Source organism: Streptomyces blastmyceticus, from assembly GCF_039521185.1.
Classification (GTDB): domain Bacteria; phylum Actinomycetota; class Actinomycetes; order Streptomycetales; family Streptomycetaceae; genus Streptomyces; species Streptomyces blastmyceticus.
In genome coordinates this window covers 178,001-204,142 of record NZ_BAAABW010000002.1, presented here as the reverse complement: position 1 = coordinate 204,142, position 26,142 = coordinate 178,001, and the positions used below count along the sequence as shown (strand labels likewise).

Sequence of the window (26,142 nt, the reverse complement as noted above, 5' to 3'; positions counted from 1 at the left end):
TTGACAGGGGCGCAACAAGGATTTGATCTCCCGTTCTCCGAAGTGCGGTTGTTTGATTCCGCTATGCGGTGAACTGGGACGGGGGTTTGTTTCGGGGCGCCCCGGCGCCCCGCGGGCGCGTCTCAAATACCGGACGGGCCGGGAGGTCGTCCGGGCCGGTCCGGGCCCGTCCGGGCACACGAAAACGCACCTGAGCAGTCCTGCCCGGTGTTCGGGGCAGGACTGCTCAGGTGCGTGAGGCTACGGCCTCAGGTGTCGGACGAAGGTAAGGGCTACCGCTGCTCGTCCGTCGGCGGCTGGTTGCCGATCTGCTCGTTGAGCTTCTGCTGGACCGTGTCGGTCTGGCTCTGGTACTTGTTGCCCGTCTTCGCGTCGAAGGCGTCACCGGCCTTCTCGACGCCTTGCCGGGCTGTGTCCTCATGGCCCTTGAGCAGGCCCTTGAGCTTGTCGAGCATGGACATGGCCGTCCTCCTTACGGAACGCTGACGCACCCAGCATCGCCGCATTCCGCCCGGCCCGCATCCTCGGCGGTTCCCCGGCGGGCGGCGCGCGGAGGCCCCCGGGCGGCGCGGGGGGGCCGCGGCGGGGCGTGCGGGGCCGGTACGCCGCCGGGGCGGTCAGCCGGTGCTCGTGTATCCGCAGTTCCAGCACTTGTACACGCCGTTGCCCATCTGCTGCATCATGTTCTGGCAGTTCGGGCAGGCGAGTGCCAGGGGCGTCAGGGGGTGACGGCGCTCAACCCTCTGGGGCAGCTGGGGCAGACGCCACGGACGATCACCGGTGAGGTGGTGTCGCCGGGGTGCTCGGCGACGACGACCACCTTCAGCGGATGCCGGCAGTCCGGGCAGCGCTCGTACTCCCGATCCCGGTCGCCGATCGCCGCGGCGAGGATGCGGTCGAGTGAGTCGCCGTCGTCCATGGTGCGTGTGTCCTGTCTCCACGGGATCCCCTCCTTGGGTACTACGTACCCGCCCCGGAGCTGCCCAACTCTGCTGCCGGCGGCCCGGTTACGCGCCGGCCGCCGTCCGTGACCTGTGTGCCGAAGTGCCCGGCCTCTCCTATTCTCCCGGCCGCTTTCCGGCCCGCTCTTGATCTCAATCTTGGTTGAGGTTCCATGATGGCGTCAGGCGCCGCACAGCCCGGGCGGCGCCCCGCTCGAGGAGACGACGCCATGCACGCGGTGCGACTGCACGCCTTCGGCCCTGCCGAGAACCTGACCTACGAGGAGGTCCCCGACCCCGACCCCGCCGAGGGGCAGGTGCGGATCGACGTGCGGTCGAGCGGTGTCCACTTCATCGAGACCAGACTTCGCCGGGGCATCGCCGTCGGCCCGCACCGGCCCCCGGCCCTGCCGATCGTCCCCGGCGGGGAGGTCGCCGGAGTCGTCGACGCGGTGGGGCCCGGAGCGGACACCGGGTGGCTGGGCCGCCGGGTCGTGGCCAAGCTGGGGGCGGAGGGCGGCTACGCGGAACAGGCGATCGCCGACATCGGCGCCCTGCACCCGATCCCCGACCGTCTTGATTTCGACACCGCCGTCGCCGTCCTGACCACCGGTGCCACGGCCCAGGGAGTGCTCGGCGTCGCGCGGCTCACCTCTCGCGACGTCGTGCTGGTGATGTCCGCCGCCGGTGGTCTGGGCAGCCTGTTCGTGCAGGCCGCGCGAGCTGCCGGCGCCGTCGTCGTCGGAGCGGCCGGGGGCCCCGCGAAGGTGGAGCGCGTCCGCGCGCTGGGCGCCGACGTCGCCGTCGACTACCGGGAAGACGACTGGCCCGTACGCGTACGGGAAGCACTGGGCGGACGCGAGGTGACCGTGGTCCTCGACGGGGTGGGCGGCACCTCCGGACGCCGGGCCCTGGAACTGCTCGGCCCCGGCGGCCGCTTCCTCCTCCACGGCTGGGCCTCCGGAGAGCCCACCGAGATCCACACCCGCGACCTCGTGGAACGCCAGCTGACCGCGACGTGGGCCATAGGTCCGAACTCGCTCCCGGCAGGCGGATGGCACGAGTTGGCGGCCCGCGCCCTGTCGGAGGCGTCCGAGGGCCGCCTCATCCCGCCCATCACCCGCTTCCCGCTCAGCGGGGCGGCGGCCGCCCATGCGGCCCTGGAATCACGGGAGGCGGAGGGCAAGGTGGTGCTGACGCGCTAGCGGGGGCGCAAGAGGCCGGCTCCCGCGGAGCCGGCCTTCTCACTTGTGGCGACCTGGTATCGGCCTTTTATCGGCGCGTCAGCGTCAGACGTTGACGCCGAAGTCCTGCGCGATGCCGACCAGACCCGACGCGTAACCCTGGCCCACGGCGCGGAACTTCCAGTCCGAGCCGTTGCGGTAGAGCTCGCCGAAGACCATGGCCGTCTCCGTCGCCGCGTCCTCGCTGAGGTCGTAGCGGGCGATCTCCGCGCCGCCGGCCTGGTTGACGATGCGGATGTACGCGTTGCGGACCTGGCCGAAGTTCTGGCTGCGGGTCACCGCGTCGTAGATGGAGACCGGGAAGACGATCTTCTCCACGTCGGCCGGGAGCGCGGCGAGGTTGACGTTGATCGACTCGTCGTCGCCGTCGCCCTGGCCGGTGGTGTTGTCGCCGGTGTGGACGATGGACTGGTCCGGCGTCGACTTGTTGTTGAAGAAGACGAAGTGGGCGTCGGAGTAGACCTTGCCCGCGGGGTTCACGGCGATCGCGCTCGCGTCGAGGTCGAAGTCCGTGCCGGTGGTGGTGCGGACGTCCCAGCCGAGGCCGACCGAGACGGCCGTCAGGCCCGGGGCCTCCTTGGTGAGGGAGACGTTACCGCCCTTGGACAGGCTTACAGCCATGGGAAATGTCCCTTTCTGATGGAAACGCTGCGACCCCGACCGCGGGTCACCGTCACCCTTGATAACGCCGTCCGGGGGACCCAGGGTTCCAGGCAGCTTTACTTTCTTTGCCATTTCCTGATGGGTCATTGCCCGGGGTGGCGCCGCTGCCCGCCGCCGGGCGCAAAACGGGGTGACGGCCCGGGCCCCGGCGCGGGATCATGGGGGACATGTCCGGTCCCTACGTCATCCGCGGCTCCGTCTCCCTCCCGGAGGCCGAGCTCATGTGGCGTTTCTCGCGCTCCTCGGGCCCCGGTGGCCAGCACGTCAACACCAGCGACAGCCAGGTCGAGCTCCGCTTCGACCTCGCCGCCACCGACGAGCTGCCTCCCGTGTGGAAGGAGCGCGCCCTCGCGAAGCTCGCGGGCCGGCTGGTGGGCGGCGTGGTGACCGTACGGGCGTCGGAGCACCGCTCCCAGTGGCGCAACCGCGAGACCGCGGCCGTCCGGCTGGCCGCGCTCCTCGCCGAGGCGTCCGCGCCCCCGCCCCGGCCGCGGCGGGCCACGAAGATCCCGCGCGGCATCAACGAGCGCCGGCTGCGCGAGAAGAAGCAGCGCGGCGACACCAAGCGCGGCCGGTCGGGGCGGGATTGGGGCTGAGCCCGCCCTCCTTGAACGTGCCTGCCGGGACTGCATCGCCCCCTTCCGAAGACCTCAGGCCAGTCGCCGGTAGCGCCCCTGGAAGTACGTCAGCGGCCCGCCCTCCGTGCTCGGCGCCCCCGCCGTCAGCACCCGGCCGATCACCAGCGTGTGGTCCCCCGCCACGACCCGCTGCTCGGTCCGGCACTCCAGGACGGCCAGCGCGCCCCGTACCAGCGGAGCGCCCGTCGCCTCCCCGGACTCGTAGGGGATGTCCTCGAACAGCAGCCGGTCGCTGATCCGGCCCTTCATCGCGAAGCGGCCCGCGATGTGCCGCTGGCTCTCGGAGAGGACGGACACCGCCCACAGCGGCTGCCGTTCCAGGAGGTCGTCCATGCGGGAGTCGTTGCGGACGCTCACCATCACCAGCGGCGGATCGAGGGAGACGGACAGGAACGCGGTCGCCGTCATGCCGACGTCCTCGCCGTGCGGACCGTGCTCGGCGTCGTGGGCGGTCACCAGCACGACGCCCGCGGCGAGGCGGGCGAGGGCGGCACGGAACTCGTCGGCGCTCACCCCTTCAGCATGGGGTATGGCGGTCTCGTGGGGCGTAGTCGTCTGCAACACGCTGTGCACGCTAGCCGCCGCGCCGTTTCCCCGCATCGGGCTTCAGGACCAGCCGGGTCCTAGGTCGAAAGGGCCCGCCTAAAAGGTGCCTCCCGGGCAAAACCCTCGGCCGCCCGCGGATCCTCGCGCTCCGCGACCGAATCGCGCCAATGCGTGGCCGAATGCGCTTCGAGTGTCATCCGATTCGCTTCCGGATGGCGTCCATATGGGTGTCGTATGGGTTTCGGATTTGCGTTCACGAAGCATAAGAGCGCACTCGAACGCCAGTAGCCGGACTTCATCACGCAGTGTGACATGAGTCACAGAGGGCGCTAATTGTTGACCCTGTGTACCGAGTGGTCAGCTCGCTGTGATTCAGTGGCCGTGATAAACGGACGACAAGAAGCCTGGAGTTGCTGTCGAGGTCTCGGGGGAGAGCGAAGATGGAGACCGAGTCGGAGCCGTACGTCCGCCTTGCGACCTTGCGGGGATTGCATCAGGTGGTTGCCGATCTGAACACGGCACGTAGCCTCGCGGACACCTTGCAGACCGTCGCCGACGGCATCATCGCCGGTCTCGGCTATGAGCTTTCGGCGGTCAATCTCGTACGCCCCGACGGGGATCTCGTCGTGGCCGCAGTCGCGGGCAGCGCCCACGCCGAAGCCCTGATGGCGGGGCGGGTCGGCTCCCGGGTGTCCTGGGAGCGCCGGCTCGCCATGGCCGACCAGTGGGGCTCGCTGCGCTTCATCCCGTACACCGAGGGCTGGGTGCTCGACGACGACGACGTGCCTCAGTGGCACACCGCCGGGCCCGCGCCGCGCTTCCCGGACGAGTGGCACCCCATGGACCGCCTCTTCGCCCCGATGTACACCGCGGGCACCGCCGGGGGCGAGCTCCTCGGCGTCATCTCCGTCGACAAACCGCGCAACGGACGCCGCCCGGGGGCCTGGGGCCGGGAGGCCCTGCAGATGTACGCGTTCCAGGCCGCGATTGCGATCAGCAACGCTCGGCTGCGCGCAAACATGCAAAGGGCACTCGTCCGCTTGGAACGGGAGCAGCAGGCGCTGCGCGCAAGTGAGGAAAGCTTCCGCCAGGCCTTCGAGTACGCGCCCAGCGGGATGGCCATCGCCGAGATGGGCGGCGACCAGCACGGGCGGCTGCACCGCACCAACGACGCCCTGTGCCGGCTGCTCGGCCGGTCCGCCTCCCAGATGCGCCGCTATTCCTTCTCCGACCTCGTCCACCCCGAGGACATAGGCACCCTCCTGCGCACCTCCGCCGAGGGCGGCCGCGCCGAACTGCGCCTCGGCCGCCGCGACGGCAGCTATGTCTGGGTGTCCCTGCGCAATTCCGTGGTGGCCGACGCCGCCGACGGCCCGCGCTATCTCCTCACCCACGTCGAGGACATCGAGGAACGCAAGCGCCACGAGCTCCAACTAGCCCACCGCGCCAGCCACGACTCCCTGACCGGCCTGCCCAACAGCGCCGAGCTGCGCGCCCGCCTCAGCAGCCGGCTGTGCGGCACCCCGGCCCGGTCCGAGGAGCACGCGGCGGTGGCCGCCGCCCCGTACGGCTCCCTCGACGGCTTCGACGAGGTCGAGAGCACGGCGTACAAGCAGTACGGACACGGCTTCGGCTCCGACCTCGGGCCGGATTACGCCCCCGATTTCGCCGCCGACTACGCGTCCGATTTCGCCCCCGACAGCGCCACCGGCGAATTCGGCGCGGAACACGGCGGCGCTCCCTATCCGGGCCATGTGCACACCGTCGCGCCCGACGAGGATTCCGAGGACGACGGGACCAAGGGCCTGGCCGTGCTCTTCTGCGACCTCGACGGCTTCAAGTCCATCAACGACCGTTTCGGGCACCACACCGGCGACGCCGTCCTCATCGAGGTCGCCCGCCGCCTGACCGACGGCGTGCGCGAAGGGGACACCGTGGCCCGGCTCGGCGGCGACGAATTCGTCGTCCTCGCCGACGGCCTCGGCCAGGCGGACGCCGAGGATCTCGCGGTCCGGCTGCGCAACGCGATCATCCCGCCGATAAGGGTCGACGGCCGGGCCGTGCGCGTCGGCGCGAGCTTCGGGATCGGCTGGGCGGGCTGCGGAATGTCGGCCGACGAGGTGCTCCGCTCCGCGGATCAGCGGATGTACGTCGAAAAACGGTCACGCGCCAAGGCGGGGCGGCGGGCGGGCTGAGGTCCGTACCACGGCGTGGGCCCGCGATATCGGGGTAGGCTGCGCCGAATGCGGCACTGTCGCCGACGTGAATCGATCGTGAAAAATGGCCATCCGGACCGCGTGGATGCCTCGGGCCGCCCCGGCTCGGCAGCGGCGGTCCGGGGCGCTCACGCACGTGAGCGCCGGTGGGCACCAGGTTGGGAGTGACAGGGGATGACGGCCGGTAACAACGGTTCGGGAACGCCGGAGGGCGACGACCCGTTCGCGCACCTGTACCGCTCGGAGGGCGGTGACGGGAACACGGACAGCGGCCCGGCCGCGCACCAGCCCGGCGTCCCCCGCACGTCCTACCACCAGGTCCGCACGGTCGGCTCGCGGCAGTACGGCCAGCAGAACCAGACGTACGGCGGCCAGCAGCCCCCGCACCAGCCCGCCCCGCACTACGCGGCCCCCGAAACCCTCCCCGGCGGCACCCCGCGCCAGCCGGGCCCCCCTTCCGGCGGTCACGGCGGCCATGGCGGCCCCCAGCGCCCGAAGCGGCGCGGCCTGCTCATCGCCGCGATAGCCGTCGTGGTGGTCGTGGCGGGCGGCATCGGCGCGGCGATGATCACCAACAGCGGCAACGACACGTCCAAGACCAACGCGGACGGCGGCGACAACAAGCCGAAGCCGCAGGACGGCGCGAAGTCGAAGGAGCCGGACAAGAAGGACGAGCCGAGCAATTCTTCGGCGGCGGGCCTTCTCAACCGGGACGCGGCGAGTCTGCGCCTCATAGGCGGCGCGGGCACCGAGACGGCCGTGGCGGGCGCCAAGGCCGCCCACGGTGCTTACGTCAAGGGGCTGGACCAGCAGGGCGCGGGCGTCGAATGGGAGGTGGACCTCCCGAGCACCGGCGAATACCGGCTCTACCTCCACTACGGCGTCCCCGGCAAGGATGCGGACCTCGCTGTCACCGTCAACGGCAAGCGCAACGATCTGGCCATAAAGCTGGGCAACTTCGGCAATACGAAGGAAGGCGAGTGGTCCAGCAACTGGATGGAGACCTGGACCCGTGTCGACCTCAACAAGGGCACGAACCATATAAAGATCTCCTGCGAGGCCGGCAACAAGTGCGACGGGCACCTCGACCAGGTGTGGATCACCCCGCCTAAGTAAACGAGCGGCCGGAGAGGGGAAGCTCCTTCTCCGGCCGTTTTTGCATTCAATTGACCGTGCTGCGCGGATTGTCGAGCCACACGCGCTGACCGTCGCCGTCGACGGTCAGGCCGAAGCGGGACCGTTGCGGGGTTCCCAGTGCGTGCCAGCGGAGAAACGCGGTTCGCACCTCGTCCCAGAGGGCGCGGGGACCGTACTGTTCGACCTCGTACGTGTCCTGGCCCGGTGCGTACTCGACCGTCGCCCAGGACGAGCCGTCGTCCGCGAAGAGCCACAGCGTGGCTTCTCCGCTGTCGTCGTCCGCCTCGCACCAACGGTGCCACGCGTCGGTGACGCTCAGGGCGATGAAGAACGCGGGATCATCCTGGATGACGTTCTGGGGCTCGATATCGGTCGTGCTCTTTCTGCCCTTCTCCCCACGGTAGAAGTCCCGGACGTACCCGGCGCCCGCGCGCTGCGTGCGGTCCCACATGAAGGCCGGATTGCCGGAGAGGCGGCCTTGGGCTTTTCCGCCTCTGACGTCGAGCGTGACGAAGGAAGCGGCGAAGTAGCTGCTGCCCCAAGGGGTGACGATGCGGCCGTCGGGGCACTGCTCCAGCCAGGATCGCGGCACTTGGCGCATGGTGCAGGTACAGATGATGCGGTGGTACGGGGCTCCTTCGGGGTGCCCGTGCCGGCCGTTGCCGAGGACCGTGGTGGGGTGGTAACCGGCTCTTTTGAGGTTGCCCACGGCTGTGGCCAGGATCGCCGCGTCGAATTCCACGGTGGTCACATTGACGTCGCCGAGGCGATGGACGAGCCATGCGGCGTTGTAGCCGGTGCCGGTGCCGATTTCCAGGACCCGCTGCCCGGCTTCGACTTCGAGCAGGTCGAGCATTTCGAGCATGATGGAGGGCATCGAGGAGGAGGACGTGGAGAGAGTGAACTCTCCGTCCGTGATCGGGTTGCCGGCGTTGACCTGTGTGACGAGTGGCGCGTCCGAATAGACGGCTTTTCGCCAATGGTCGGGATTCTCGTCCCGGTTGTGGCCTTCAAAGGTGTCGGGGATGAAGTGGGCGCGGTCCACGGAGGCGACAGCGCCGCGCCATTCCGGGGTGAGGGCGCGCTTGCGTTCCAGCTCCTGGAGAAGCTGCTCCTGTGACGTCACCGGCCTCACTTCTTCGGGGGCTCGTACGGCTTGGTCGTCCCGGGCGGCTTGTCGCGGTGCCCGTCACTACCGGCGGTGTCCGGCTTGCCGGAGTGGTCTCCGCCCTTCTTGCCCATGGCTGCCTCGCTTTCTCGTGGCTGGAGTGGGCATTTGCCCTCCCCATGCCGAAGACGTTAGGGCGTACGGGAGTTGCGGATCCACGCTCTTGCGTGAGCTTGCACGCGGTTTACGCGAGCGAACCGATCGCCTCGGTGATCAGCCCCCGTGCTGCTGCCCCGTGGACCGCGATGCCGGACAGGCGCGAGAACGCCTTGGCGTAGGTGGTGATCTCACCCGGCTGGGAAACCTTGAATTCCGCGGTCAGCAGCTCGATCTGCACCTCATGGTCATCGAAGATCATGAACGTCTCCAGCGTCCACATGCGCCGATGAGCGCCACGAGGAATGACCCCCAAGGAGACCGACGGGAGCGCCATCACTGCCAGGAGGTAGCCGAGCTGGCCCGCCATCACCTCGGCATCGCCGAAACGGTGATACAGCACGTCTTCCTCCATCAGCAGAGCGAAGCGATGACGCCCTTGCCGAATGACGTGCGAGCGCTCGACACGCGCTGCTGCGGCCTCCGGGGCATCGTTCGGGGTGCCCTGGAAGTCGCTGATGGTGGACAAGAGCGCCGTGGCGTACGCCTCGGTCTGCACGAGGCCGGGGATGACGTTGGAGCAGTAGACGCGGAACTGACGCGTTTGTTCGTACAACGGGACAGCCGACTCCTGGTGGCGCCTGATGCCCGTCCGGTGAAGGCGCTTCCACTGGACGTACATGGAGTCGGCCGTACGGTTCGCAACGATCAGGTCGGATGCCTGATCGTCCGCCCCGCAGGCGGAACACCACTTGCGAATGTCGGAAGCGGACGGCGGCGTCTTGGCGTTCTCGATCCGCGAGGATTTCGACTCGCTCCAGCCGCACCGTTCGGCCAGCTCGCGCCCGGTCAGCTCGGCGTCCAGACGCAGATCGCGCAGGCGGGCGGCAATGGCTTCACGGGCTTGCTGGAAACTGCTGGTCTTCGGTGCGGGCATGAGGCGGCTGTCCGACGCTGTGTGCTCAGACGATCTCGTACTCCCCGTGTGGAACTGCGCGAGCCCAGACCTCTTCGAAGGCCGATGCGCAGAGCTTGATCACCGTTGGTTCCTCGCTGGCTTGCGGATCCACGGCGGCTCCGTCACCCGTGAAGATGTTGAACCGCACGATCCGGTCGTCGATCAACCAGAAGTCGTTGCCCGGCAAGGCGATGTCGGACGCCTTGTGCCTGGGCAGCCACCTCACTTGCTCGCCCGCTCTGATGTTCACCGACGTACCGGCGTGTTCGTACCGGATGTACTCCGTGACCGGTTCCGAGACGACGCGTGCCCGGCGCATCAGCACACCACGGCCCACCGTGCGACGGACCAGGTCGACCCAGGGGCGCCACTGGGCGGAGTCCGCGTCATCCGCCCTTCCGCCCCGTCGCCATGCCGCGACGTGATCACGCTCTTCGTCCACGCTGTAGGTGTCACGCATTTCCAGGTGAAACGCCGAGTGCTGCGCCGAGTCGAGCAGTTCCTCAAAGCTGGGCACGCTCTGCGACATCGCACGCCTCCCTGATCAGTGGCACCATCCGTGCCGGAATGCGGATGACGGCTTCCGTCGAGGGCTTGGGGCTGTTCTTGAGGCACTCCACCTGGGTCGCCTCGTCGGCCAGCCAGCCTTGAAGGACGAGTTCAGGCTCCGGTTCCACGTCCGTATCGACCCACACTGCCGGGCAGTTGCCTCCACCCGTCCCGGGGTCGATTCCCACAAAGCGCAGTGCCATGCCGGCCTCCTGTGGCGAGTGGGTTGCTCCGTCTTGCATAACGTTGCTCCGCCTGCCGTGGGCCGGTCAAGGGCGCACGCGCGCATTCCGCTCCTTTGGGGCGTCCATCAGGTGGCGAGGGCGGTGATGAAGTCCGCCCACGCGCGGGCCGGGAAGAGCAGGGTGGGGCCGTGGGGGGTCTTGGAGTCTCTTACCGGGACCAGGTCGGATATGCAGTCGGCTATTTCGAGGCAGCTTCCTCCTACGCCGTCGCTGTAACTGCTCTTGCGCCAGGCGTACTCAGTGTTCATTTGCGTATTCCTCAGCTACCGATTCGATGAGCGTCAAGGACGCGTCCGGTGGGAGCGCGTGGGCTCGGACGAGATCGTAGGCTCGTTCGAGCCCGGTTACGCGGGCAGGGTCATCCAGCAGGTTTCCCGAGTGGGCGGCTTCGCTGTACGCCAGTGGTGGGGCGTCCTTGAAGGTCATCAGGCTGAGCATGGCGCCGACAGCCGGAACGCCGACGTGGATCGACAGCACTTGCATGGTGATCCGGCGCTTGCGTGTCAGGGCTGCTACCCGCGTGAGCTGCTCGCTCATCACGGCGGCGCCGCCGACCCTGCGCCTGATGACGTTCTCGTCAAGGACCAACCACAACAGGGGCTTTGTTGGATCATCGAGCAGGCGCTGCCGCTCCAGTCGTGCGGCGACGCGGGTGTCGATCTCGTCGTCGGTCAGATGAGGTTGACCCGCCAGAAAGACGGCCCGCGCGTACGCTTCCGTCTGGACCAAGCCGGGTACGAACAGCGGCGCGTACTCCCGTATGGTGTCGGCCAGCCCTTCAAGGTAAGCCGCTTCGGCGAAGTAGTGCTCGTACGGCGAGCTGTCGATCAACTCCCTGCACATCCGGGCGAAGAACCCATCCGTCTTCAGCACCGCATCGATCCGCTCGGCCACATCCAGCTGCGGCTTGCGGATGCCCGTTTCGAACTGGCCGATGTAGGAGCCCGAGCAGAAGACTCGCGTGCCCAGGTCCTGCTGCGTGAAGCCCGCCGCTTCGCGGCGGATTTTGAGTTCGGCGCCGAAGAAGTCCCAGCCGACCTTGTGCTGCCCGTGACCCTTGGCCATGGCGTAACTCCCTTGCCTTACAGGCCCGTTGTAGCGGGCTCACCCCTTCCAACGCTAGCCCCGCGCGGGAACGCTGTCGGTGCAGTCGGCAAGGAACGGCACGAAAGGGATCCAGTGGCAGACAAGCCGAATCCGGAGACGGAGAAGCGGGACGCGGAGCTGCGGCGGAAGGTGGGCGAGGCGAACAAGCGGAGCACGGGGGGCAAGCTGTGAGCCGGCCTGCTGTGGCGCATGTGTCCGGGCCTTCCGTGGTGGTCACGGGAGATCCCCGGTCGTGCCCCGAGTGCATCCGCCTGTACGGGGCTCGTACGGAGGCGTGGGTCAGGCGGGACAGGGACGCGGAGGCGGCGCGCGGTGAGGAGATCCTCCGGCACCTCCTGGCGTCGCACGGGCCGGAGGCTCCGAGGGCGGTGCCGCCTCCGCACTCGGGGTGCCTGATCTGTTCGCGGACCCTCCTCGCGCGTGCGGTCGCCCGTCGGGAGGGTGACTTCGCGGGTGCGGATGCGTTGAGTGCGGAGCTGGTGCAGCATCACTTGTCCTGACCGGGCCAGGTGCAGGCCGTCGGATACGAGCCCGGTGGCCTGCACCCCCCGGCGCAGGAGACCTGGAGGAACTCGATGGCTATCCGTACCTACTTCCCCGGCCGCGGCACCATGATCGAGAGGGCGCTCCTTGAAGGCGAGGCGAAGGGGCGGGTCAAGGGGCTGGCTGAGGGGCGAGCTGAAGGACTGGCTGAAGGGCTGATCGAGGGGCGCAGGCTGGTGGTGGTGAGCGCGCTGAGGAGCCGGGACATCGACATCTCGCTGGAGGTCCGGGAGCGCATCCTCAGCTGCACGGACCTGGACACCCTGGAGCGCTGGCTGGACCGGGCGTTCATCGTGGCCACGGCCGAAGAGCTCTTCTCCGAGTAGAGCCGCCCCTCGGTCAGGATCCGTCCGGTTGTTGTACGGCCTCCAGGAAGCGCGTCACCGCCTCCGCCATCGCCCCCCGCGCCGGGGTCAGATACTTTCTCGGGTCCACCGCCGACGGGTGTGCTTCCAGGAACGCTCGTACCGCCCCTGTGAACGCCACGTTCAGCGCCGTGCCCACGTTGATTTTGGTCATGCCCGCCGCCACCGCCCGGCGGAGTTCGGCGTCCGGGACGCCGGATGAGCCGTGGAGGACCAGGGGGACGGGGACGGCGTCGCGCAGTCGGGAGATCAGGGTGTGGTCGAGTGTTGCCGTGCGTTCGTTCATCGCGTGGGTGCTGCCCACTGCCACGGCCAGGGCGTCGACGCCGGTGTCGGTCACGTAGGCGGCGGCCTCGGTGGGGTCCGTGCGGACGCCGGGGGTGTGGGCGTCGCCCGCCTTGCCGCCCACGCGGCCGAGTTCCGCCTCGATCCACAGGTCGCGTGCGTGGGCCCAACGGACCGCTTCAGCCGTGGCCTTGACGTTCTCGCCGTACGGGAGCTTCGACGCGTCGTACATCACCGAGCCGAAACCGTGCGCGTGGGCCTGGCGCAGGAGGTCGTCGTTCTCGACGTGGTCGAGGTGGAGGGCCAGGCGGGCCCGGGAGGCGCTCGCGATCGCAGCCGCGGCGGCGGCGATGGGGGCGAGGCGGCCTTCGTGGAACTTGACCGCGTTCTCCGAGACTTGGAGGATCGCGGGCAGGCCGGCGGCCTCCGCGCCGGTGGCGATCGCCTCGGCGTGTTCGACGGTGATGACGTTGAAGGCGACGACCGCCCGCGCGGCGGTGCGCGCCTCGGTGACCAGTTCGCCGGTGCGTACGAGGGGCATGGCGGCTACGCCTCCGTTACCTTCACTTGTGGCAGCAGGCTTTCGTAGGTCGGACGGTCGAACTCGCCTGCCGCCGCTGCCCGTACGGTCGCGGCGGACAGGGCCACCGCGCGGGCCATGCGGTCCGGCCAGGGGAGGTTTTCCACCCAGCCGGAGAGGAGCGCGGCCACGGCGGAATCGCCCGCTCCGGTGGGGTTGCCGGTGAGACGGCAGGGCGGGGTGGCGCGCCAGGTGCCGGTGGGGGTGACGGCGAGCATGCCGTCGGCGCCCAGGGACGCGGCCACCGCGTGGGCGCCCCGGCGGCGGGCGTCGAGGGCGGCGCGCAGCGGTTCGGTTGAGCCGGTGAGGGCGGCGAGTTCGCCGGTGTTGGGCTTGACGAGGTCGGGGCGGGCGGCGATGCCCCGGCGCAGGGGTTCGCCGCCGGTGTCGAGGAGTACGGGGACGCCGAGCGCGCGGGCCTGCCGTACGAGATGGGCGTACGCGCCGACCGGGACGCCCGGCGGCAGGCTTCCGCACAGGGCGACGGCGGCGGCATCGCGGAGGAGGCGGGCGTAGGCGTCGGTGAAGGCGGCCCACTCCTCCGGGGCGATGTCGGGGCCGGGCTCGTTGAGCTGGGTGGTGTCGCCGGTGGAGCCGTCGACGACGGCGACCGTGCGGCGGGTGGGGCCGAGCACGGGGACGAGGGCGTCGGTGAGGTTCCCGGTGGCGTGGGCGCTCTCGGCGAGGAGACGGCGCACGGCCTCACCCGTCGCGCCCCCGACGAAGCCGGTGACGACCGCGCGGTGGCCCAGCGCGGCGAGGACGCGCGCGACGTTGAGGCCCTTGCCGCCCGCGCGTTCGGTGACGCCCGTGACGCGGTGCGAGCTGTGCGGGTGCAGACGTGGAACGCGGTAGGTCAGATCGAGTGCGGTGTTGAGCGTGACCGTGAGGATCATCGGCGGCTCTCTCCCATGACCGGGGACGGCGTTGACCGGGGGACGGCGTTTACGGCGGCATGACGGCTGTGTGAAGACCGCGCGAGCGATCATGCCAAAACAGCGGCGGCACGCCCAGCCCCTGGACACGCCGCCGCTGTTCAACCACGCGGAGAACTACCGCACTTCGGGCCTAACCACCCATTCGCCCTTGCGCATCACGCCGACCAGGTCGTACGACGCGTCGAGGACGACGAGGTCCGCGTCCTTGCCCGCGTCGAGGGAGCCGACGCGGTCGTCGACGCCCAGCAGGCGGGCCGGGTTCGCCGACAGGGCCCGTACGACGTCCTCGACCGGCAGCTTGTCGACGGTGACCGCGCGCTTGAACGCGGTGTCGAGCGTGAGCGTGGAGCCCGCGATCGAACCGGCCGTCGGGCCGTCCGCGATCCGCGCGACGCCGTCCTTGACCTCGACGCGCATCGGGCCGAGCGGGTACATACCGTCGTTCATCCCGGCCGCGCCCATCGCGTCCGTGATGAACGCGACGCGGTCCGCGCCCGCGCTGCGGAACGCCAGCTCCAGGGCGGCGGGGTGGAGGTGCGTACCGTCGTTGATCAGCTCGACGGTGACCCGCTCGTCCTCCAGCAGGGCCGCGATCGGGCCGGGGGCGCGGTGCAGCAGGGCGGGCATCGCGTTGTAGAGGTGGGTGGCCACGGTCGCGCCCGCCTCGACGGCCTCCATCGTGGCCTCGTACGTGGAGTCCGTGTGGCCGACCGCCGCGATGACGCCCGCGTCGGCGAGCAGCCGGACGGAGTCCAGGCCGCCGGGGAGCTCGGGGGCGAGGGTCATCATGCGGGCCGCGCCGCGCGCCGCGTCGATCAGCTTGCGCACGTCGGCGGGGTCGGGGTCGCGCAGCAGCTCCGGCTGGTGCGCGCCGCAGCGGTGCGGTGAGATGAACGGGCCCTCGAAGTGGATGCCCGCCAGGTCGCCCTGCTCGGTCAGCTCCGCGAGGACGGCCGCCTGCCGGGCCAGGTCGTCCAGGTCGCCGGTGACCGTGGAGGCGACCGTCGTGGTCGTGCCGTGCGCGCGGTGCGTGCGGATGGCCGTGAGCGCCTCCTCGGCGTCGCCCGAGGAGAAGGACGCGCCGCCCCCGCCGTGGACGTGGATGTCCACGAAGCCGGGGACGATCCAGTGACCGGTGAGGTCGAGGGCGTCGGGGGCCCCGACGGAGGTGCCGACCGAGGTGTCGGCGATCCGCCGGCCCTCGACCGTCACCCGCCCGTTCTCGACCACGCCGGTCGGCAGCACCACGCGGGCGCCGGCGAGAACCGTTCGTTCGACCATCAGGCGGATACCTCCGTGGAATCGGTGGAGAGAAGGTCCCAGGCGAGCAGGCCCGCGCCCAGGCACCCGGCGGTGTCCCCGAGCGCCGCCGGGACGATGCGGGGGAGCTTCTGGAACGTGATCCGCTCCGCGACGGCGGTGCGGAGCGGCGTGAACAACGTTTCCCCCGCCTCGGCGAGCCCGCCACCGACGATCAGCGTATGGGGGTCCAGGAGGGTGAGCCCGATGACGAGGCCGTCCGCGAGGGCGTCGACCGCCTCCTGCCACACCGCGCGGGCACGCGGGTCGCCGGCCGCGACGGCCTCGGCGCAGCCCGCCGCGTCCGCGGCCGGGTCGCCTGTGGCCCGCGCCCAGGCGGCGCTCACGGCCGCCGCCGACGCCAGCGTCTCCAGACAGCCGCGGCCGCCGCAGCCGCACTTCGGGGCGTCCGGGCCGGAACGTACGGAAATGTGCCCGATCTCGCCCGCGTAGCCGTGCGCGCCCTGCTCGATCCGGCCGTCGACGCCGATCGCCCCCGCGATGCCGGTGCCGAGCGCCACGAACAGGAACCGGTCGGCGTCCGCGTCCCTGCCCGCGCCGATGCGGCCCTCCGCGAGGCCGCCGGTGCGCACGTCGTGGCCCAGGGCCACGGGGGTGCCGCCGCCCAGGCGGTCGCGCAGCAGGTCGCGGAGGGGTACGTCGCGCCAGCCGAGGTTCGCGGCGTAGACGGCCGTGCCGGTCCTGTCGTCGACGATGCCGGGAACGGCCACGCCCGCGGCTTCGGCCGGGCGGCCGTATCGGCTGCGCCCTGTTTCCTGCAGCTCCGCTGCGAAGTCCAGGATGCCGGTGATGACCGCGTCCGGGCCGCGGTCGCGGCCGGTGGGGCGGCGGGCTTCGTGGAGCAGTTGGTTCTCGGGGCCGATCAGTGCGGCTTTGATGGCGGTGCCGCCGACGTCCAGGGCGATGACGTGTTTCACGTCTGTAGTGTCGCGCTTTGGGGTGCGAAAGGTCTAGTCCACTGTTGTTTGGGTGCGGGTTCGTTGCTGGGTGCGGCGCCGTTTCGCCTGCGGCGGGCTTGTTCTCCACCCCGCCCCTTCCCGAACTGGGGCTTCGCCCCAGACCCCGAAGCACGCTCCGCGCGCTGTCCTCAAACGCCGGACGGGCTGGATTTTCCAGCCCGTCCGGCGTTTGAGGACGCGCCCGCAGGGCGCCCCCGCCGCAGGCGGCAACGGACACGCGGCTGGGGGTCTGGGGCAAAGCTGCCGCAGCCGGAAGTCGCGCTAGCTGTTCAAGATCACGCTGCGCGTCAGGCCTCGCGGTTCGTCCGGGTTGAGGGCTTTTGACTCCGCCACCGCTACCGCGAGGCGTTGGGTGCGGATCAGGTCCGCCATCGGGTCGCGGCCGGTGCTCGCCATGAGCGTGCCGCCCGCGCGTTCCACGTCCGTCGGGAGGCCCGGGGGGACGTCGCCGAGGATCCATGTCACGCGGCCGGGGGCCGTGATCGAGATCGGGCCGTGGCGGTATTCCATCGCGGGGTAGGACTCGGTCCAGGCGCCCGCAGCCTCGCGCATTTTCAGGGCCGCTTCCTGGGCGAGGCCGTACGTCCAGCCCGTGCCGAGGAATGTCCACTGCCCGGCCGACACCGCGGTCGGCGGCAGCGGCTCGGTGATCGCGGACTCCGCGTCCGTCGCCGCCTCGGCGACCGTGCGGACGCCCGCGGGGAGCGGGCCGTGGGACTCCAGGCCCGCGCGCAGGAAGGCGAGGGCCGTGGTCGCGAAGCGGGTCTGGACGACGGACTCCTCGTCGGCCCAGTCGAGCACCGCGACCGAGTCGGCCGCGTCCATGACCGGCGTTCCGGGGTCGGCGGTCAGCGCGAGGGTGCGCGTACGGCCGCGCAGGGCCGACAGCAGGTCGAGGACCTCGGTCGTGGTGCCGGACCGGGTGATGGCCACGACCCGGTCGTACGCGCGGGAGCGCGGGAACTCCGACGACGCGAAGGCGTCCGTCTCGCCCTGCCCGGCGGCCTCGCGCAGCGCCGCGTACGCCTGCGCCATGAACCACGACGTGCCGCACCCGGTGACCGCGACCCGCTCGCCGGGCCGGGGCAGTTCCGTGGCGCCGGCGGCCGCGTCGGCGGCGCGCCGCCAGCAGCCGGGCTGGGTGACGATCTCTGCAGCTGTACGGGAAGCGGAATGTGAGGAAGAGGGCTGCTGCATGCGCTGAGGCTCCTTGCGAGAGGTGCGGTGGGCGTCGGGAACGTGGATAGCAGCCCCGCGGTGAGGGAGGGAAGAGCGGAAGGCGATACCGAAGCGCAACCGGAGTCGGCTGGACCGTAAGGTGGCGCGCGGGAGAGACTCACGGTCTCCAGCGACGAACACGAACCACGAAGGTGGGAAGCAGTAGTGCAGCGGCGGCGGTTCCTGGGTATGACGGCGGCGGGTGCCGCCACTGCGGCATTGGCCCCCACACTGACGGCCTGCGGGAGCGGCGGTCCCGGTTCGGGCACGAAGAAACTGAAGCTGATCGCCGCGGACTACGGCGACAAGCCGTCCAACAGCTCGAAGAAGTACTGGGACGCCCTCGTCCGCGACTTCGAGGACAAGCACAGCAAGATCAAGGTCGACGTCGAGGTCTACAGCTGGACCGAGGTCGACAAGAAGGTCGCCGACCTGGTCGCGGCGGGCAAGGCCCCCGACCTCGCGCAGATCGGCGCGTACGCGGACTACGCCGCGGCCGGCAAGCTCTACAGCGTCGACCAGCTGCTCACGGTCCCCACCCAGGCCGAGTTCATCACGTCGATCGAGAAGGCGGGTGAGGTGCACCGCGTGCAGTACGGCATGCCGTTCGTCTCCAGCACGCGCCTGCTCTTCTGCAACAAGGACCTCTTCGACAAGGCCGGCATCGTCAAGGCCCCCGAGAGCTGGGACGAGCTCCAGGCCGCGGCGAAGAAGCTCCAGGCGAACGGCGTGAAGATACCCTTCGGCCTGCCCCTCGGCCCGGAGGAGGCACCGGCCGAGACGATGATGTGGTTCCTCAGCGGCGGCGGTGGCTACACCGACGCCAACGGCGGGTACACCATCGCCCGCACCGAGAACGCCAAGGCGCTGGACTGGCTGCGCGACGAGCTCGTCGGCAAGAAGCTCACCGGCCCCGGCGACCCCGCCCGCACCAACCGGCAGGACGTCTTCGACGCCTTCTGCAAGGGCGACGTCGGCATGCTCAACGGCCACCCCACGCTGATGCAGCAGGCCAAGGCCAAGGGCATCAAGTACATCACCGCTCCGCTGCCCGGCATCAAGGGCAAGTCCAAGTCGACCATGGGCGTCGCCGACTGGATGATGGCGTTCAAGCAGAACGGCAACCGGGACCAGATCGGTACCTTCCTCGACTTCGTCTACACCACCCAGAACGTGCTGGACTTCACCGGCCAGTACGACCTGCTGCCCGTGACCTCCTCCGCCTCCGCGAAGATGCACGCCGACGACAACCGCAAGGAACTGCGGCCGTTCCTGGAGCAGCTGGAGAACGCGGAGTTCTACCCCGCCGACAAGACGTCCTGGGCGGCGGTCAGCAAGGCGATCAAGGAGAAGATCGGCGACACGGTGAAGACCGGCGGCGACGCGACCAGCGTCCTCAGCGAGATCGAGCGCGAGGCGAACTCCTTGGAGAACGCGAGCCAGGGGCGCTAGGACGGTCACATGAGCTCCGATCCGGACGACGGGACGCCGCGGCTCTCCGAGCGGGACCGTGCGGTGCTGACGTTCGAACGGCGGACGTGGGCGAGCGCGGGCGCCAAGGAACGCGCCATCCGCGAGGACCTCGGCCTGACGCCGACCCGCTACTACCAGCTGCTGAACGCGCTGCTGGACGACGCGGCCGCGGTGGCGTACGACCCCGTGACGGTGAACCGGCTGCGCCGGCTGCGCGACGCGAGGCGGGGGCGGCGGTAGTGGGCGTCCGGGGCGGAGCCCCGGTGAAACCGCCGCTGTGCAAGCAGGCCCCGCGCGAGGGTGCCGCACAGTAAGGTCATCCCCATGGGCAGTCACCCGCTTCCCGAACCCCGTACTCGCGCCGGGCGTCACGGCCTCGCCGAGCTGCTCGCCGCCCCGGACAAGAGCGTCGTCGCGCTCGATTTCGACGGCACGCTCGCTCCCATCGTCGCGGACCCGGAACAGGCCCGCGCCCACCCCGGCGCCGTGCCCGCGCTCGCGCGCCTCGCGCCGAAGGTGCGGTCCGTCGCCGTGATCACCGGGCGCCCGGCGGGCGTGGCCGTGCGCTACGGAGGGTTCGCCGGGGTCGAGGGGCTGGAGCACCTGGTCGTCCTCGGGCACTACGGCGCCGAGCGCTGGGACGCCGTCAGCGGCACCGTGAAGGCCCCCGCCCCGCACCCCGGCGTCGCGGCCGTCCAGGCGGCACTGCCCGGCGAGCTCGACCGGTCCGGCTCCTGGCGGGGCACCTGGGTCGAGGACAAGGGCCGCGCCATCGCCGTGCACACCCGGCGCGCCGCCGACCCCCAGGCCGCGTACGACGCCCTGCGCGGCCCGCTGGCGGCGCTCGCCGAGCGCCACGGCCTGATCGTCGAACCGGGCCGGTTCGTCCTGGAGCTGCGCCCGCCGGGCATCGACAAGGGCGTGGCCCTCGCCGAGTACGTACGCGAGACGGGCGCCCGCTCCGTCCTCTACGCCGGTGACGACCTCGGCGATCTCGCCGCCTTCGCCGCCGTGGAGAAGCTGCGCGCCGAAGGGACGGCCGGGCTCCTCGTGTGCAGCGGGAGCACGGAGGTCACCGAACTCGCCGAACGGGCCGATCTCGTGGTCGACGGCCCGGCCGGCGTCGTGGAGCTGCTGACGGCCCTCGCGGACCGCCTCACCACCGGCTGACCTCAGCCGTCGTCAGGGTCCTTGACGGCCGTCGGCTCGCCGCCGGCCGCCTTCTCCGGCAGGCCGAGGCTCTTCAGCGCCGTCGTCCAGTCGTGGGCGATGGCCTGCTGCGCCTTGACGAGGTCCGTCTTGCCCGAGCAGATCGCGGTCTTGAGCTTGGTCTCGACCACGTCCTTGGGGTTGTTGGGCCCGGCGTCCGGCTTGTGACCGGGGGAGGGCGGCTCGACCCACAGATTGCGCGGGTCGTTGGGGTCGCCGCCGAGCTGGAGGCTGATCAAGTGGTCGTACTCGTAGTCCCGCAAGGAGCCCTTGTAGCCGTACGACGCCGCGTTGGCGGTCTTCTCGCGGCCGGTGATGCTCACGGGCGGCCGGATGCCCTTGGTGTAGCCGCTGCTGCAGATCGTGGTCTTCAGCGTCGCCTGGGTGACCTTCGGATTGGTCGCCCCCGGGGTGCACTTGGGGTCGGGCAGGGGCTGCTTGTCCGTGGTGTAGCGGTAGTGACAGGTGCCGGGGTCCGGCTGCTTCTGCACGGTGTACGCGGGCTGGGGGCCCGGGCCCGCGGGTATGGCGTCCCCTCCCGTGGAGGGCGACGTGGACCCTGAGGACGAAGTGGAGGGTGAGGCGCCGGACTTGGCGTTCTTGGCGTCGGAGCTCTTGCTTCCGGAGTCGGAGGAGCAGCCCGTTGTCAGGGCCAGCAGGGTGACTGCTGCGCAGGCCGCGGCGACGGCGGCTCGGCGGGGTGGGGCGATTGGCATGCCGCAATGGTTACCCGGGGGCGGGTCGGTACAGGCGGCGGCCCGAAGCACTTTGCCGAAGGCTGCCCGGTTGTTTGCCCGGCGTGCGCTCCGGGGGTTGTTTCCTGCCTACAAAGCGTCCAGTTGATCCAGGAACCAGCGTGCCGGAGGGAGCGCAGTTGCCGCCACGGACAGGCGCTTCGAGCGTGCGCCCCGTTCGTCCGGGTCCATCAGGAGAGCGGAGTGCAGGGCGCGGGCCGTGGCCTCCACGTCGTACGGGTTGACGACCAGCGCGTCGTCGCCCAGTTCGGCCACCGCGCCCGCCTCGCGGGAGAGGACCAGGGCGCAGCCGTGGTCGGAGACGACGGGGACCTCCTTGGCAACCAGGTTCATGCCGTCGCGGATGGGGTTGACGAGGGCGACGTCGGCGAGGCGGTAGGCGGCCAGGGAGCGGGCGAAGTCGTCCTTGACGTGCAGGGCGACCGGTTCCCAATCGACCGTGCCGAACGTGGAGTTGATCTCCCGCGCGACCCGCTCTACCTCCGCCGTGTAGTCGCGGTAGACCCGCAGGTCCTGCCGCGAGGGGTACGCGAAGGCGACGTGGACGACCTCGCCCCGCCACTCCGGGTGGTCCTCCAGTAGTCGGCGGTAGGCGTGCAGGCCGCGCACGATGTTCTTGGACAGCTCGGTGCGGTCGACGCGCACGATCGCCTTGCGGTCCGGGCCGATCTGTTCCCGGAGCGCGGCCATCCGCTCCTCGACGTCGGGCCGGTGCGCGCGCTCCCGCAGGAAGTCCGCGTCGACGCCGAGCCCGTGCACGCCGAGCCGGGTCGTCCGGCCCTCGAAGAGCACGGCCGTCCCGCCCGTCCCCCGGACGATCTCCGCCCCCAGCACCCGCGCGCAACAGTCGGCGAACGCCTCCGCCCAGCGCTCGGTCAGGAAGGCCGCGCGGTCGCCGCCCAGGATGCCGCGCAGCACCTGCTCCGCGACGTCGTCCGGGAGCAGCCGGTAGTAGTCCGGCGGGGCCCAGGGAGTGTGCGAGAAGTGGCCGATCCGCAGGTCCGGGCGCCGCTCCCGGAGCAGGGCGGGCACCAGGGTCAGGTGGTAGTCCTGCACGAGCACGGCGGCGCCCTGCGCGGCCTCCTCGGCGAGGGCGTCGGCGAAGGCCGTGTTGTACGCCTCGTACGCCGCCCACTGCCGCCGGAAGTCCGCGTCGAAGACGGGGGCCAGGGGCGTCTCGTAGAGCAGGTGATGGACGAACCACAGCACGGAATTGGCGATGCCGTTGTAGGCGGCGGCGAAGGTGTCCGGGTCGATGTCCAGCATGCGTACCCGGTGGCCGCCGGTGTCCTCGGCGTCGAGTCTGCGGCCCGCGCGCCGCGCCGCCTCGCGGTCGCCCTCGCTCATGGCCGTGCACACCCATACGGCACCCGCGTCGCGGTCCATGGCGCTCAGCCCCGAGACGAGCCCGCCACCGCCCCGCCCGGCGGTCAGCCGGCCGTCCGCGTCCTGCTTGTACGAGACGGGTCCGCGGTTGGAGGCGACGAGGATCCGCGCGGCGTGCATGTGCGGTTGCATGTGCCCAGCCTTGCCGGGCGGGCGGCTGTTCAAACGTTTGTCCCCGGGGCGGGGGTCCGTTGCTACGGTCCGCGAAATCCAGCCCGTCCGGCGATTGAGGACGCGCCCGCTGGGGGCACCTCCCAGCGGTAGCTGGGGGAGCTCCCGCCGCAGGCGGCAACCGAGCCGCACCCAGAGAGCTACGCCGCGCGGCGGCGCGCGACGTATTCCGGGATCTCCGCCATCGGAGGGCGTTCCTCCGTGTCGACCGCGTACGTCCGCGGCGCGAAGCCCGATTCCGTGCGTTCGAACTGGGTGAGGACGGGCCGCACCAGATGTCCCCGCGCCAGGCGCAGCTGCGCCGTGCGGTAGATCGCCGCCGCCATGCGCCCGAGGGCCCGTCCGTCCTGGTGGCGATGGACGCGTACGCCCACGTCGACCTGGGCCAGCGCGTCCAGGCCCACCGTGTGGAGGGCGTCGACCAGCAGGCCCAGTTCCACCCCGTAGCCCACGGGGAACGGCAGGCGCTCCAGGAGCGAGCGGCGGGCCGCGTACTCGCCGCCAAGCGGCTGGACGAAGCCCGCCAGCTGCGGCCAGTGCAGGTTGAGCAGCGGGCGGGCCACCAGCTCGGTCACCCGGCCGCCCTGCCCGGCGACCTCGCCCAGCGGGCGGTCGTACATCGCCTTCACGAACTGCACGCCGGGGTCGGTCAGCAGCGGGCCGACGATGCCCGTGACGAAGTCCGCGGAGAAGTCGCGCAGGTCGGCGTCGACGAAGCAGACGACGTCCCCGCTCGTCGCCAGCAGCGACCGCCAGAGCACCTCGCCCTTGCCGGGCAGCGCGGGCAGGCGCGGCAGCACCGAGTCGCGGTGCACCACGCGCGCGCCCGCCGCGGCGGCGGCCTCGGCCGTGCGGTCCGTGGAGCCGGAGTCGAGGACCACCAGCTCGTCCACCAGCGGCACCGCGTCCGTCATCAGCTCGCGCCGGATCGTGGTCACGATGTCGCCGACGGTCGCCTCCTCGTTCAGCGCGGGCAGCACCACGCCGACCGTGGTGCCGGTGTCCCTTTTGGCCGCGAGCAGCTGGTCGAGCGGACGGTCTCCGACGGACCAGGACCGCCGGTCCAGCCAGCGCTCCACCTCTTCCAGCACGTGAACGACTCCTCTTGCTGTGACGTTGCCCTGTGACGTATCTCGCGGTACGGACGACTGTCTCGGGCGCCCGTGCCTTCGGTTACAGTCTGAACAACGCGGAACGCCGACGTATGTCGGGGTCGCCGCGATCACAAACGCCTGGGCCGAGCCCAGTGCCATACCGCTCATCCAGAGGGGCAGAGGGACACGGCCCGTTGAAGCCCCGGCAACCCTCCAGCCGGTCTTGCTCACAGCAGCGAGGCTCCCGGCGGGGAAGGTGCCAATTCCGTCTCGTGGCGACGTCCGCCACGGGGAAGATGAGGAGAAAGGGCCTCGCCTCCATGGCTGTGCAGTCTGTCGAAAGCTCAACCACTTCTGTCGCTCTCGGTCCCGCCGCCGCCCTCTCGTGCCGGGAGTGCGGGGAGCGGTTCGACCTCGGTCCCATCTTCGCCTGCGCCGCCTGTTTCGGCCCGCTCGAAGTCGCGTACGACCTCCCCACCGGCGACCCCGAGGCCCTGCGCCGCCGCATCGAGGCCGGTCCGGACAACATCTGGCGCTACGCCCCGCTGCTGCCCGTCCCCGCCGACGTCGCGGACAAGCCCGGCCTCAACCCCGGCTTCACCAAGCTCGTCAAGGCCGACAACCTCGCCCGCGAACTGGGCGTCACCGGCGGGCTGTACGTCAAGGACGACTCCGGCAACCCCACGCACTCCTTCAAGGACCGCGTCGTCGCCATCGCGGTCGAGGCCGCGCGTGCCTTCGGGTTCACCACGCTCTCCTGCTCCTCGACCGGCAACCTCGCCGGCGCGGTCGGCGCCGCCGCCGCCCGCGCGGGCTTCAAGTCCTGCGTCTTCATCCCGCACGACCTGGAGGCGGGCAAGGTCGTCATGGCCGCGGTCTACGGCGGCGACCTCGTCGGCATCGAGGGCACCTACGACGACGTGAACCGCTTCTGCTCCGAGCTGATCGGCGACCCGCTCGGCGAGGGCTGGGGCTTCGTCAACGTCAACCTGCGCCCGTACTACGGCGAGGGCTCCAAGACCCTCGCGTACGAGATCTGCGAGCAGTTGGGCTGGCGCCTGCCGGACCAGCTCGTGATCCCCATCGCCTCCGGCTCCCAGCTCACGAAGATCGACAAGGGGCTGAAGGAGCTGATCGCGCTGGGCCTGGTCGAGGACCGGCCGTACAGGATCTTCGGCGCGCAGGCGGAGGGGTGCTCCCCGGTCTCCCGCGCGTTCAAGGACGGCCACGACGTCGTACGGCCGGTGAAGCCGGACACGATCGCGAAGTCCCTCGCGATCGGCAACCCCGCGGACGGGCCGTACGTGCTCGACATCGCCCGGCGGACGGGCGGCGCCGTGGAGGACGTGGACGACGCGGAGATCGTCGACGCGATCCGGCTGCTGGCCCGGACGGAGGGGATCTTCGCGGAGACCGCGGGCGGGGTGACGGTGGGCGTCACCCGCAAGCTTCTCGAGCAGGGAGTGCTCGATCCTTCGCTGACGACGGTGGTGCTCAACACGGGGGACGGGCTGAAGACGCTCGACGCCGTGACGGCGGGGCCGTCGGCGGTCATCCGGCCGTCGCTGGAGGCGTTCCGCGCCGCGGGGCTGTAGCCGGCTGACGGCTGCGGGCCGGTGTGCGCCCACGATCACTTTCCTACTCACCGAAGGTGTAAACCCATGAGCATCAGCGTTCGCATTCCCACCATCCTTCGCACCTACACCGGCGGTGTCGCCGAAGTCTCCGCCGAGGGGGCGACTCTCGCCGAGGTGATCGGCGATCTGGAGAAGAACCACCCCGGCATCGCCGCCCGCGTACTCGACGACGCGGGGAAGCTGCGGCGGTTCGTGAACGTGTACGTCAATGACGACGATGTGCGGTTCGAGCAGGGGCTCCAGACGCCCACGCCCGACGGCGCCGGGGTGTCGATCATCCCCGCCGTCGCCGGGGGCTGAGCTTTACGAAAGCTTCCTGCGAAAGACCCTTGGAATCGCCCCGGCCATGAAGTGGACGGGGCGATTCCGTCTGTTGAGCGCGATACAGTTGGGGCGATCCCCCTCCGGCGTCAGTGCCGAACGCATATGAGAACCCGTCAAGTTGTGCGCGAACTGTGTGCGCGAATTGTCGGGTTGCTTGTGCTATGCCCGGCCCGACTTGCCCTGGATCCCCCGGAGTTCGCCGCATTTCGGCAATCGGCCGCGCCAGGAATTCTCGTCCGAGTGACCTGTTGCAGACGGCATCCGTGCAGATACATTCAGCCGCGGTCGACGCGTTCCGGCGCACACCACCGGGGTTCCCCCTGCCGCTGGCGGGGGAGTGTTCCGGGGGTGAGGTCTGACCCGGGTCCGCGAAGTGC

At 70.5% G+C, this 26,142-nt stretch carries 28 protein-coding genes and 1 riboswitch; of the genes, 10 read left to right on the top strand and 18 right to left on the bottom strand.

The features are described 5' to 3' along the window. Positions 1–272 precede the first annotated feature (272 nt). Both ABD269_RS03040 and ABD269_RS03035 read right to left on the bottom strand, forming a co-directional pair. Positions 273–461, bottom strand: a complete 189-nt coding sequence (locus tag ABD269_RS03040) for an antitoxin (RefSeq protein ID WP_116213352.1) — start codon at positions 459–461, stop codon at positions 273–275. A gap of 257 nt (positions 462–718) precedes the next feature. Next, a complete protein-coding gene (locus tag ABD269_RS03035) occupies positions 719–919 on the bottom strand; it encodes a hypothetical protein (RefSeq protein WP_116213353.1) in 201 nt (66 codons plus the stop codon). Positions 920–1,171: 252 nt separating this feature from the next. Between ABD269_RS03035 and ABD269_RS03030 the strand changes: the two genes are divergently transcribed. Beyond that, entirely contained in the window at positions 1,172–2,146 is a 975-nt protein-coding gene (locus tag ABD269_RS03030) for a zinc-binding dehydrogenase (RefSeq protein ID WP_344115746.1), read from the top strand. Positions 2,147–2,230: 84 nt separating this feature from the next. Here ABD269_RS03030 and ABD269_RS03025 read toward each other — a convergent pair whose 3' ends face one another. After that, positions 2,231–2,806: a TerD family protein gene (locus ABD269_RS03025; protein ID WP_344115744.1), complete on the bottom strand. Its 576-nt coding sequence runs from the start codon at positions 2,804–2,806 to the stop codon at positions 2,231–2,233. A 209-nt stretch (positions 2,807–3,015) separates the two neighbouring features. Between ABD269_RS03025 and arfB the strand changes: the two genes are divergently transcribed. Continuing rightward, on the top strand, positions 3,016–3,444 hold the full coding sequence (gene arfB, locus ABD269_RS03020; protein WP_344115742.1) for an alternative ribosome rescue aminoacyl-tRNA hydrolase ArfB: 429 nt from the start codon (positions 3,016–3,018) through the stop codon (positions 3,442–3,444). A gap of 54 nt (positions 3,445–3,498) precedes the next feature. On the opposite strand, the gene ABD269_RS03015 is transcribed toward arfB, so the two are convergent. Further along, a complete protein-coding gene (locus ABD269_RS03015; protein WP_301893144.1) occupies positions 3,499–4,050 on the bottom strand; it encodes a flavin reductase family protein in 552 nt (183 codons plus the stop codon). 422 nt (positions 4,051–4,472) lie between these two features. Between ABD269_RS03015 and cdgB the strand changes: the two genes are divergently transcribed. Both cdgB and ABD269_RS03005 read left to right on the top strand, forming a co-directional pair. Next, positions 4,473–6,227 (top strand): diguanylate cyclase CdgB, encoded by a 1,755-nt coding sequence (gene cdgB, locus ABD269_RS03010; protein ID WP_344115739.1) that lies wholly within the window; start codon positions 4,473–4,475, stop codon positions 6,225–6,227. 195 nt (positions 6,228–6,422) lie between these two features. After that, entirely contained in the window at positions 6,423–7,364 is a 942-nt protein-coding gene (locus ABD269_RS03005; protein WP_344115737.1) for a carbohydrate-binding protein, read from the top strand. A 46-nt stretch (positions 7,365–7,410) separates the two neighbouring features. Here the strand turns inward: ABD269_RS03005 and ABD269_RS03000 are convergent, their stop codons facing one another. The 6 genes from ABD269_RS03000 to ABD269_RS02975 all read right to left on the bottom strand — a co-directional run bounded on the left by ABD269_RS03000 (position 7,411) and on the right by ABD269_RS02975 (position 11,466). After that, positions 7,411–8,511, bottom strand: a complete 1,101-nt coding sequence (locus tag ABD269_RS03000; protein WP_344115735.1) for a methyltransferase domain-containing protein — start codon at positions 8,509–8,511, stop codon at positions 7,411–7,413. A 226-nt stretch (positions 8,512–8,737) separates the two neighbouring features. After that, positions 8,738–9,586, bottom strand: coding sequence for a helix-turn-helix domain-containing protein (locus ABD269_RS02995; RefSeq protein WP_344115733.1), 849 nt, complete (start codon positions 9,584–9,586; stop codon positions 8,738–8,740). Positions 9,587–9,611: 25 nt separating this feature from the next. After that, positions 9,612–10,136 carry a DUF6879 family protein gene (locus tag ABD269_RS02990; protein ID WP_344115731.1) on the bottom strand — a complete coding sequence of 175 codons (525 nt, stop codon included), beginning with the start codon at positions 10,134–10,136 and terminating at the stop codon, positions 9,612–9,614. Further along, positions 10,111–10,359: a hypothetical protein gene (locus ABD269_RS02985; protein ID WP_344115729.1), complete on the bottom strand. Its 249-nt coding sequence runs from the start codon at positions 10,357–10,359 to the stop codon at positions 10,111–10,113. Before ABD269_RS02985 ends, ABD269_RS02990 begins: the two co-directional genes overlap by 26 nt. A 107-nt stretch (positions 10,360–10,466) precedes the next feature. Beyond that, positions 10,467–10,649, bottom strand: a complete 183-nt coding sequence (locus tag ABD269_RS02980; protein ID WP_344115727.1) for a DUF397 domain-containing protein — start codon at positions 10,647–10,649, stop codon at positions 10,467–10,469. Next, a complete protein-coding gene (locus tag ABD269_RS02975) occupies positions 10,639–11,466 on the bottom strand; it encodes a helix-turn-helix domain-containing protein (RefSeq protein ID WP_344115725.1) in 828 nt (275 codons plus the stop codon). Before ABD269_RS02975 ends, ABD269_RS02980 begins: the two co-directional genes overlap by 11 nt. Positions 11,467–12,083: 617 nt before the next feature. On the opposite strand from ABD269_RS02975, the gene ABD269_RS02970 reads away from it, so the two are divergent. Beyond that, positions 12,084–12,377: a hypothetical protein gene (locus tag ABD269_RS02970; RefSeq protein WP_344115723.1), complete on the top strand. Its 294-nt coding sequence runs from the start codon at positions 12,084–12,086 to the stop codon at positions 12,375–12,377. Between the two features lie 13 nt (positions 12,378–12,390). On the opposite strand, the gene ABD269_RS02965 is transcribed toward ABD269_RS02970, so the two are convergent. The 5 genes from ABD269_RS02965 to ABD269_RS02945 form a co-directional block, all read right to left on the bottom strand. Further along, positions 12,391–13,242 carry a class II fructose-bisphosphate aldolase gene (locus ABD269_RS02965; RefSeq protein ID WP_344115721.1) on the bottom strand — a complete coding sequence of 284 codons (852 nt, stop codon included), beginning with the start codon at positions 13,240–13,242 and terminating at the stop codon, positions 12,391–12,393. A 5-nt stretch (positions 13,243–13,247) separates the two neighbouring features. Beyond that, positions 13,248–14,177: a 1-phosphofructokinase family hexose kinase gene (locus tag ABD269_RS02960; RefSeq protein ID WP_344115719.1), complete on the bottom strand. Its 930-nt coding sequence runs from the start codon at positions 14,175–14,177 to the stop codon at positions 13,248–13,250. A gap of 156 nt (positions 14,178–14,333) precedes the next feature. Then, a complete protein-coding gene (nagA, locus tag ABD269_RS02955; protein WP_344115715.1) occupies positions 14,334–15,500 on the bottom strand; it encodes an N-acetylglucosamine-6-phosphate deacetylase in 1,167 nt (388 codons plus the stop codon). Further along, on the bottom strand, positions 15,500–16,456 hold the full coding sequence (locus ABD269_RS02950; protein ID WP_344115713.1) for an ROK family protein: 957 nt from the start codon (positions 16,454–16,456) through the stop codon (positions 15,500–15,502). Before ABD269_RS02950 ends, nagA begins: the two co-directional genes overlap by 1 nt. 303 nt (positions 16,457–16,759) lie before the next feature. Next, positions 16,760–17,695 (bottom strand): SIS domain-containing protein, encoded by a 936-nt coding sequence (locus tag ABD269_RS02945; protein WP_344115711.1) that lies wholly within the window; start codon positions 17,693–17,695, stop codon positions 16,760–16,762. A 186-nt stretch (positions 17,696–17,881) separates the two neighbouring features. Here ABD269_RS02945 and ABD269_RS02940 point away from each other — a divergent pair, with 186 nt between their 5' ends. From ABD269_RS02940 to otsB, 3 genes are all read left to right on the top strand, one after another. Beyond that, complete coding sequence (locus ABD269_RS02940) at positions 17,882–19,168, top strand: extracellular solute-binding protein (protein ID WP_486387794.1); 1,287 nt, start codon at positions 17,882–17,884, stop codon at positions 19,166–19,168. Between the two features lie 9 nt (positions 19,169–19,177). After that, positions 19,178–19,429, top strand: coding sequence for a DUF3263 domain-containing protein (locus ABD269_RS02935; protein ID WP_116213375.1), 252 nt, complete (start codon positions 19,178–19,180; stop codon positions 19,427–19,429). An 84-nt stretch (positions 19,430–19,513) separates the two neighbouring features. Further along, positions 19,514–20,359 (top strand): trehalose-phosphatase, encoded by an 846-nt coding sequence (gene otsB / locus ABD269_RS02930; RefSeq protein WP_344115708.1) that lies wholly within the window; start codon positions 19,514–19,516, stop codon positions 20,357–20,359. Between the two features lie 2 nt (positions 20,360–20,361). Here the strand turns inward: otsB and ABD269_RS02925 are convergent, their stop codons facing one another. The 3 genes from ABD269_RS02925 to ABD269_RS02915 form a co-directional block, all read right to left on the bottom strand. Then, positions 20,362–21,114, bottom strand: a complete 753-nt coding sequence (locus ABD269_RS02925; protein ID WP_344115706.1) for a hypothetical protein — start codon at positions 21,112–21,114, stop codon at positions 20,362–20,364. A 108-nt stretch (positions 21,115–21,222) separates the two neighbouring features. Next, the gene (locus tag ABD269_RS02920; protein WP_344115704.1) at positions 21,223–22,671 is read right to left on the bottom strand and encodes an alpha,alpha-trehalose-phosphate synthase (UDP-forming); all 1,449 of its coding nucleotides are present in this window, start codon (positions 22,669–22,671) and stop codon (positions 21,223–21,225) included. A 179-nt stretch (positions 22,672–22,850) separates the two neighbouring features. Continuing rightward, complete coding sequence (locus tag ABD269_RS02915) at positions 22,851–23,801, bottom strand: glucosyl-3-phosphoglycerate synthase (RefSeq protein ID WP_344115702.1); 951 nt, start codon at positions 23,799–23,801, stop codon at positions 22,851–22,853. 164 nt (positions 23,802–23,965) lie between these two features. Continuing rightward, positions 23,966–24,107, top strand: a riboswitch (SAM riboswitch). A gap of 17 nt (positions 24,108–24,124) precedes the next feature. Between ABD269_RS02915 and thrC the strand changes: the two genes are divergently transcribed. Together thrC and ABD269_RS02905 are read left to right on the top strand one after the other, a co-directional pair. Further along, the gene (gene thrC / locus ABD269_RS02910) at positions 24,125–25,399 is read left to right on the top strand and encodes a threonine synthase (RefSeq protein ID WP_344115700.1); all 1,275 of its coding nucleotides are present in this window, start codon (positions 24,125–24,127) and stop codon (positions 25,397–25,399) included. 66 nt (positions 25,400–25,465) lie between these two features. Continuing rightward, positions 25,466–25,741: a MoaD/ThiS family protein gene (locus ABD269_RS02905; RefSeq protein ID WP_301893126.1), complete on the top strand. Its 276-nt coding sequence runs from the start codon at positions 25,466–25,468 to the stop codon at positions 25,739–25,741. Positions 25,742–26,142 lie beyond the last annotated feature (401 nt).

What these genes read in the sequence shown, in the direction of transcription:
- ABD269_RS03040 (WP_116213352.1), bottom strand. Translation starts at nt 461, where the DNA reads ATGTCCATGCTCGACAAGCTCAAGGGCCTGCTCAAGGGCCATGAGGAC.
- ABD269_RS03035 (WP_116213353.1), bottom strand. Translation starts at nt 919, where the DNA reads ATGGACGACGGCGACTCACTCGACCGCATCCTCGCCGCGGCGATCGGC.
- ABD269_RS03030 (WP_344115746.1), top strand. Translation starts at nt 1,172, where the DNA reads ATGCACGCGGTGCGACTGCACGCCTTCGGCCCTGCCGAGAACCTGACC.
- ABD269_RS03025 (WP_344115744.1), bottom strand. Translation starts at nt 2,806, where the DNA reads ATGGCTGTAAGCCTGTCCAAGGGCGGTAACGTCTCCCTCACCAAGGAG.
- arfB (WP_344115742.1), top strand. Translation starts at nt 3,016, where the DNA reads ATGTCCGGTCCCTACGTCATCCGCGGCTCCGTCTCCCTCCCGGAGGCC.
- cdgB (WP_344115739.1), top strand. Translation starts at nt 4,473, where the DNA reads ATGGAGACCGAGTCGGAGCCGTACGTCCGCCTTGCGACCTTGCGGGGA.
- ABD269_RS03005 (WP_344115737.1), top strand. Translation starts at nt 6,423, where the DNA reads ATGACGGCCGGTAACAACGGTTCGGGAACGCCGGAGGGCGACGACCCG.
- ABD269_RS02995 (WP_344115733.1), bottom strand. Translation starts at nt 9,586, where the DNA reads ATGCCCGCACCGAAGACCAGCAGTTTCCAGCAAGCCCGTGAAGCCATT.
- ABD269_RS02990 (WP_344115731.1), bottom strand. Translation starts at nt 10,136, where the DNA reads ATGTCGCAGAGCGTGCCCAGCTTTGAGGAACTGCTCGACTCGGCGCAG.
- ABD269_RS02985 (WP_344115729.1), bottom strand. Translation starts at nt 10,359, where the DNA reads ATGGCACTGCGCTTTGTGGGAATCGACCCCGGGACGGGTGGAGGCAAC.
- ABD269_RS02980 (WP_344115727.1), bottom strand. Translation starts at nt 10,649, where the DNA reads ATGAACACTGAGTACGCCTGGCGCAAGAGCAGTTACAGCGACGGCGTA.
- ABD269_RS02975 (WP_344115725.1), bottom strand. Translation starts at nt 11,466, where the DNA reads ATGGCCAAGGGTCACGGGCAGCACAAGGTCGGCTGGGACTTCTTCGGC.
- ABD269_RS02970 (WP_344115723.1), top strand. Translation starts at nt 12,084, where the DNA reads ATGGCTATCCGTACCTACTTCCCCGGCCGCGGCACCATGATCGAGAGG.
- ABD269_RS02965 (WP_344115721.1), bottom strand. Translation starts at nt 13,242, where the DNA reads ATGCCCCTCGTACGCACCGGCGAACTGGTCACCGAGGCGCGCACCGCC.
- ABD269_RS02960 (WP_344115719.1), bottom strand. Translation starts at nt 14,177, where the DNA reads ATGATCCTCACGGTCACGCTCAACACCGCACTCGATCTGACCTACCGC.
- nagA (WP_344115715.1), bottom strand. Translation starts at nt 15,500, where the DNA reads ATGGTCGAACGAACGGTTCTCGCCGGCGCCCGCGTGGTGCTGCCGACC.
- ABD269_RS02945 (WP_344115711.1), bottom strand. Translation starts at nt 17,695, where the DNA reads ATGCAGCAGCCCTCTTCCTCACATTCCGCTTCCCGTACAGCTGCAGAG.
- ABD269_RS02935 (WP_116213375.1), top strand. Translation starts at nt 19,178, where the DNA reads ATGAGCTCCGATCCGGACGACGGGACGCCGCGGCTCTCCGAGCGGGAC.
- otsB (WP_344115708.1), top strand. Translation starts at nt 19,514, where the DNA reads ATGGGCAGTCACCCGCTTCCCGAACCCCGTACTCGCGCCGGGCGTCAC.
- ABD269_RS02925 (WP_344115706.1), bottom strand. Translation starts at nt 21,114, where the DNA reads ATGCCAATCGCCCCACCCCGCCGAGCCGCCGTCGCCGCGGCCTGCGCA.
- ABD269_RS02920 (WP_344115704.1), bottom strand. Translation starts at nt 22,671, where the DNA reads ATGCAACCGCACATGCACGCCGCGCGGATCCTCGTCGCCTCCAACCGC.
- thrC (WP_344115700.1), top strand. Translation starts at nt 24,125, where the DNA reads ATGGCTGTGCAGTCTGTCGAAAGCTCAACCACTTCTGTCGCTCTCGGT.
- ABD269_RS02905 (WP_301893126.1), top strand. Translation starts at nt 25,466, where the DNA reads ATGAGCATCAGCGTTCGCATTCCCACCATCCTTCGCACCTACACCGGC.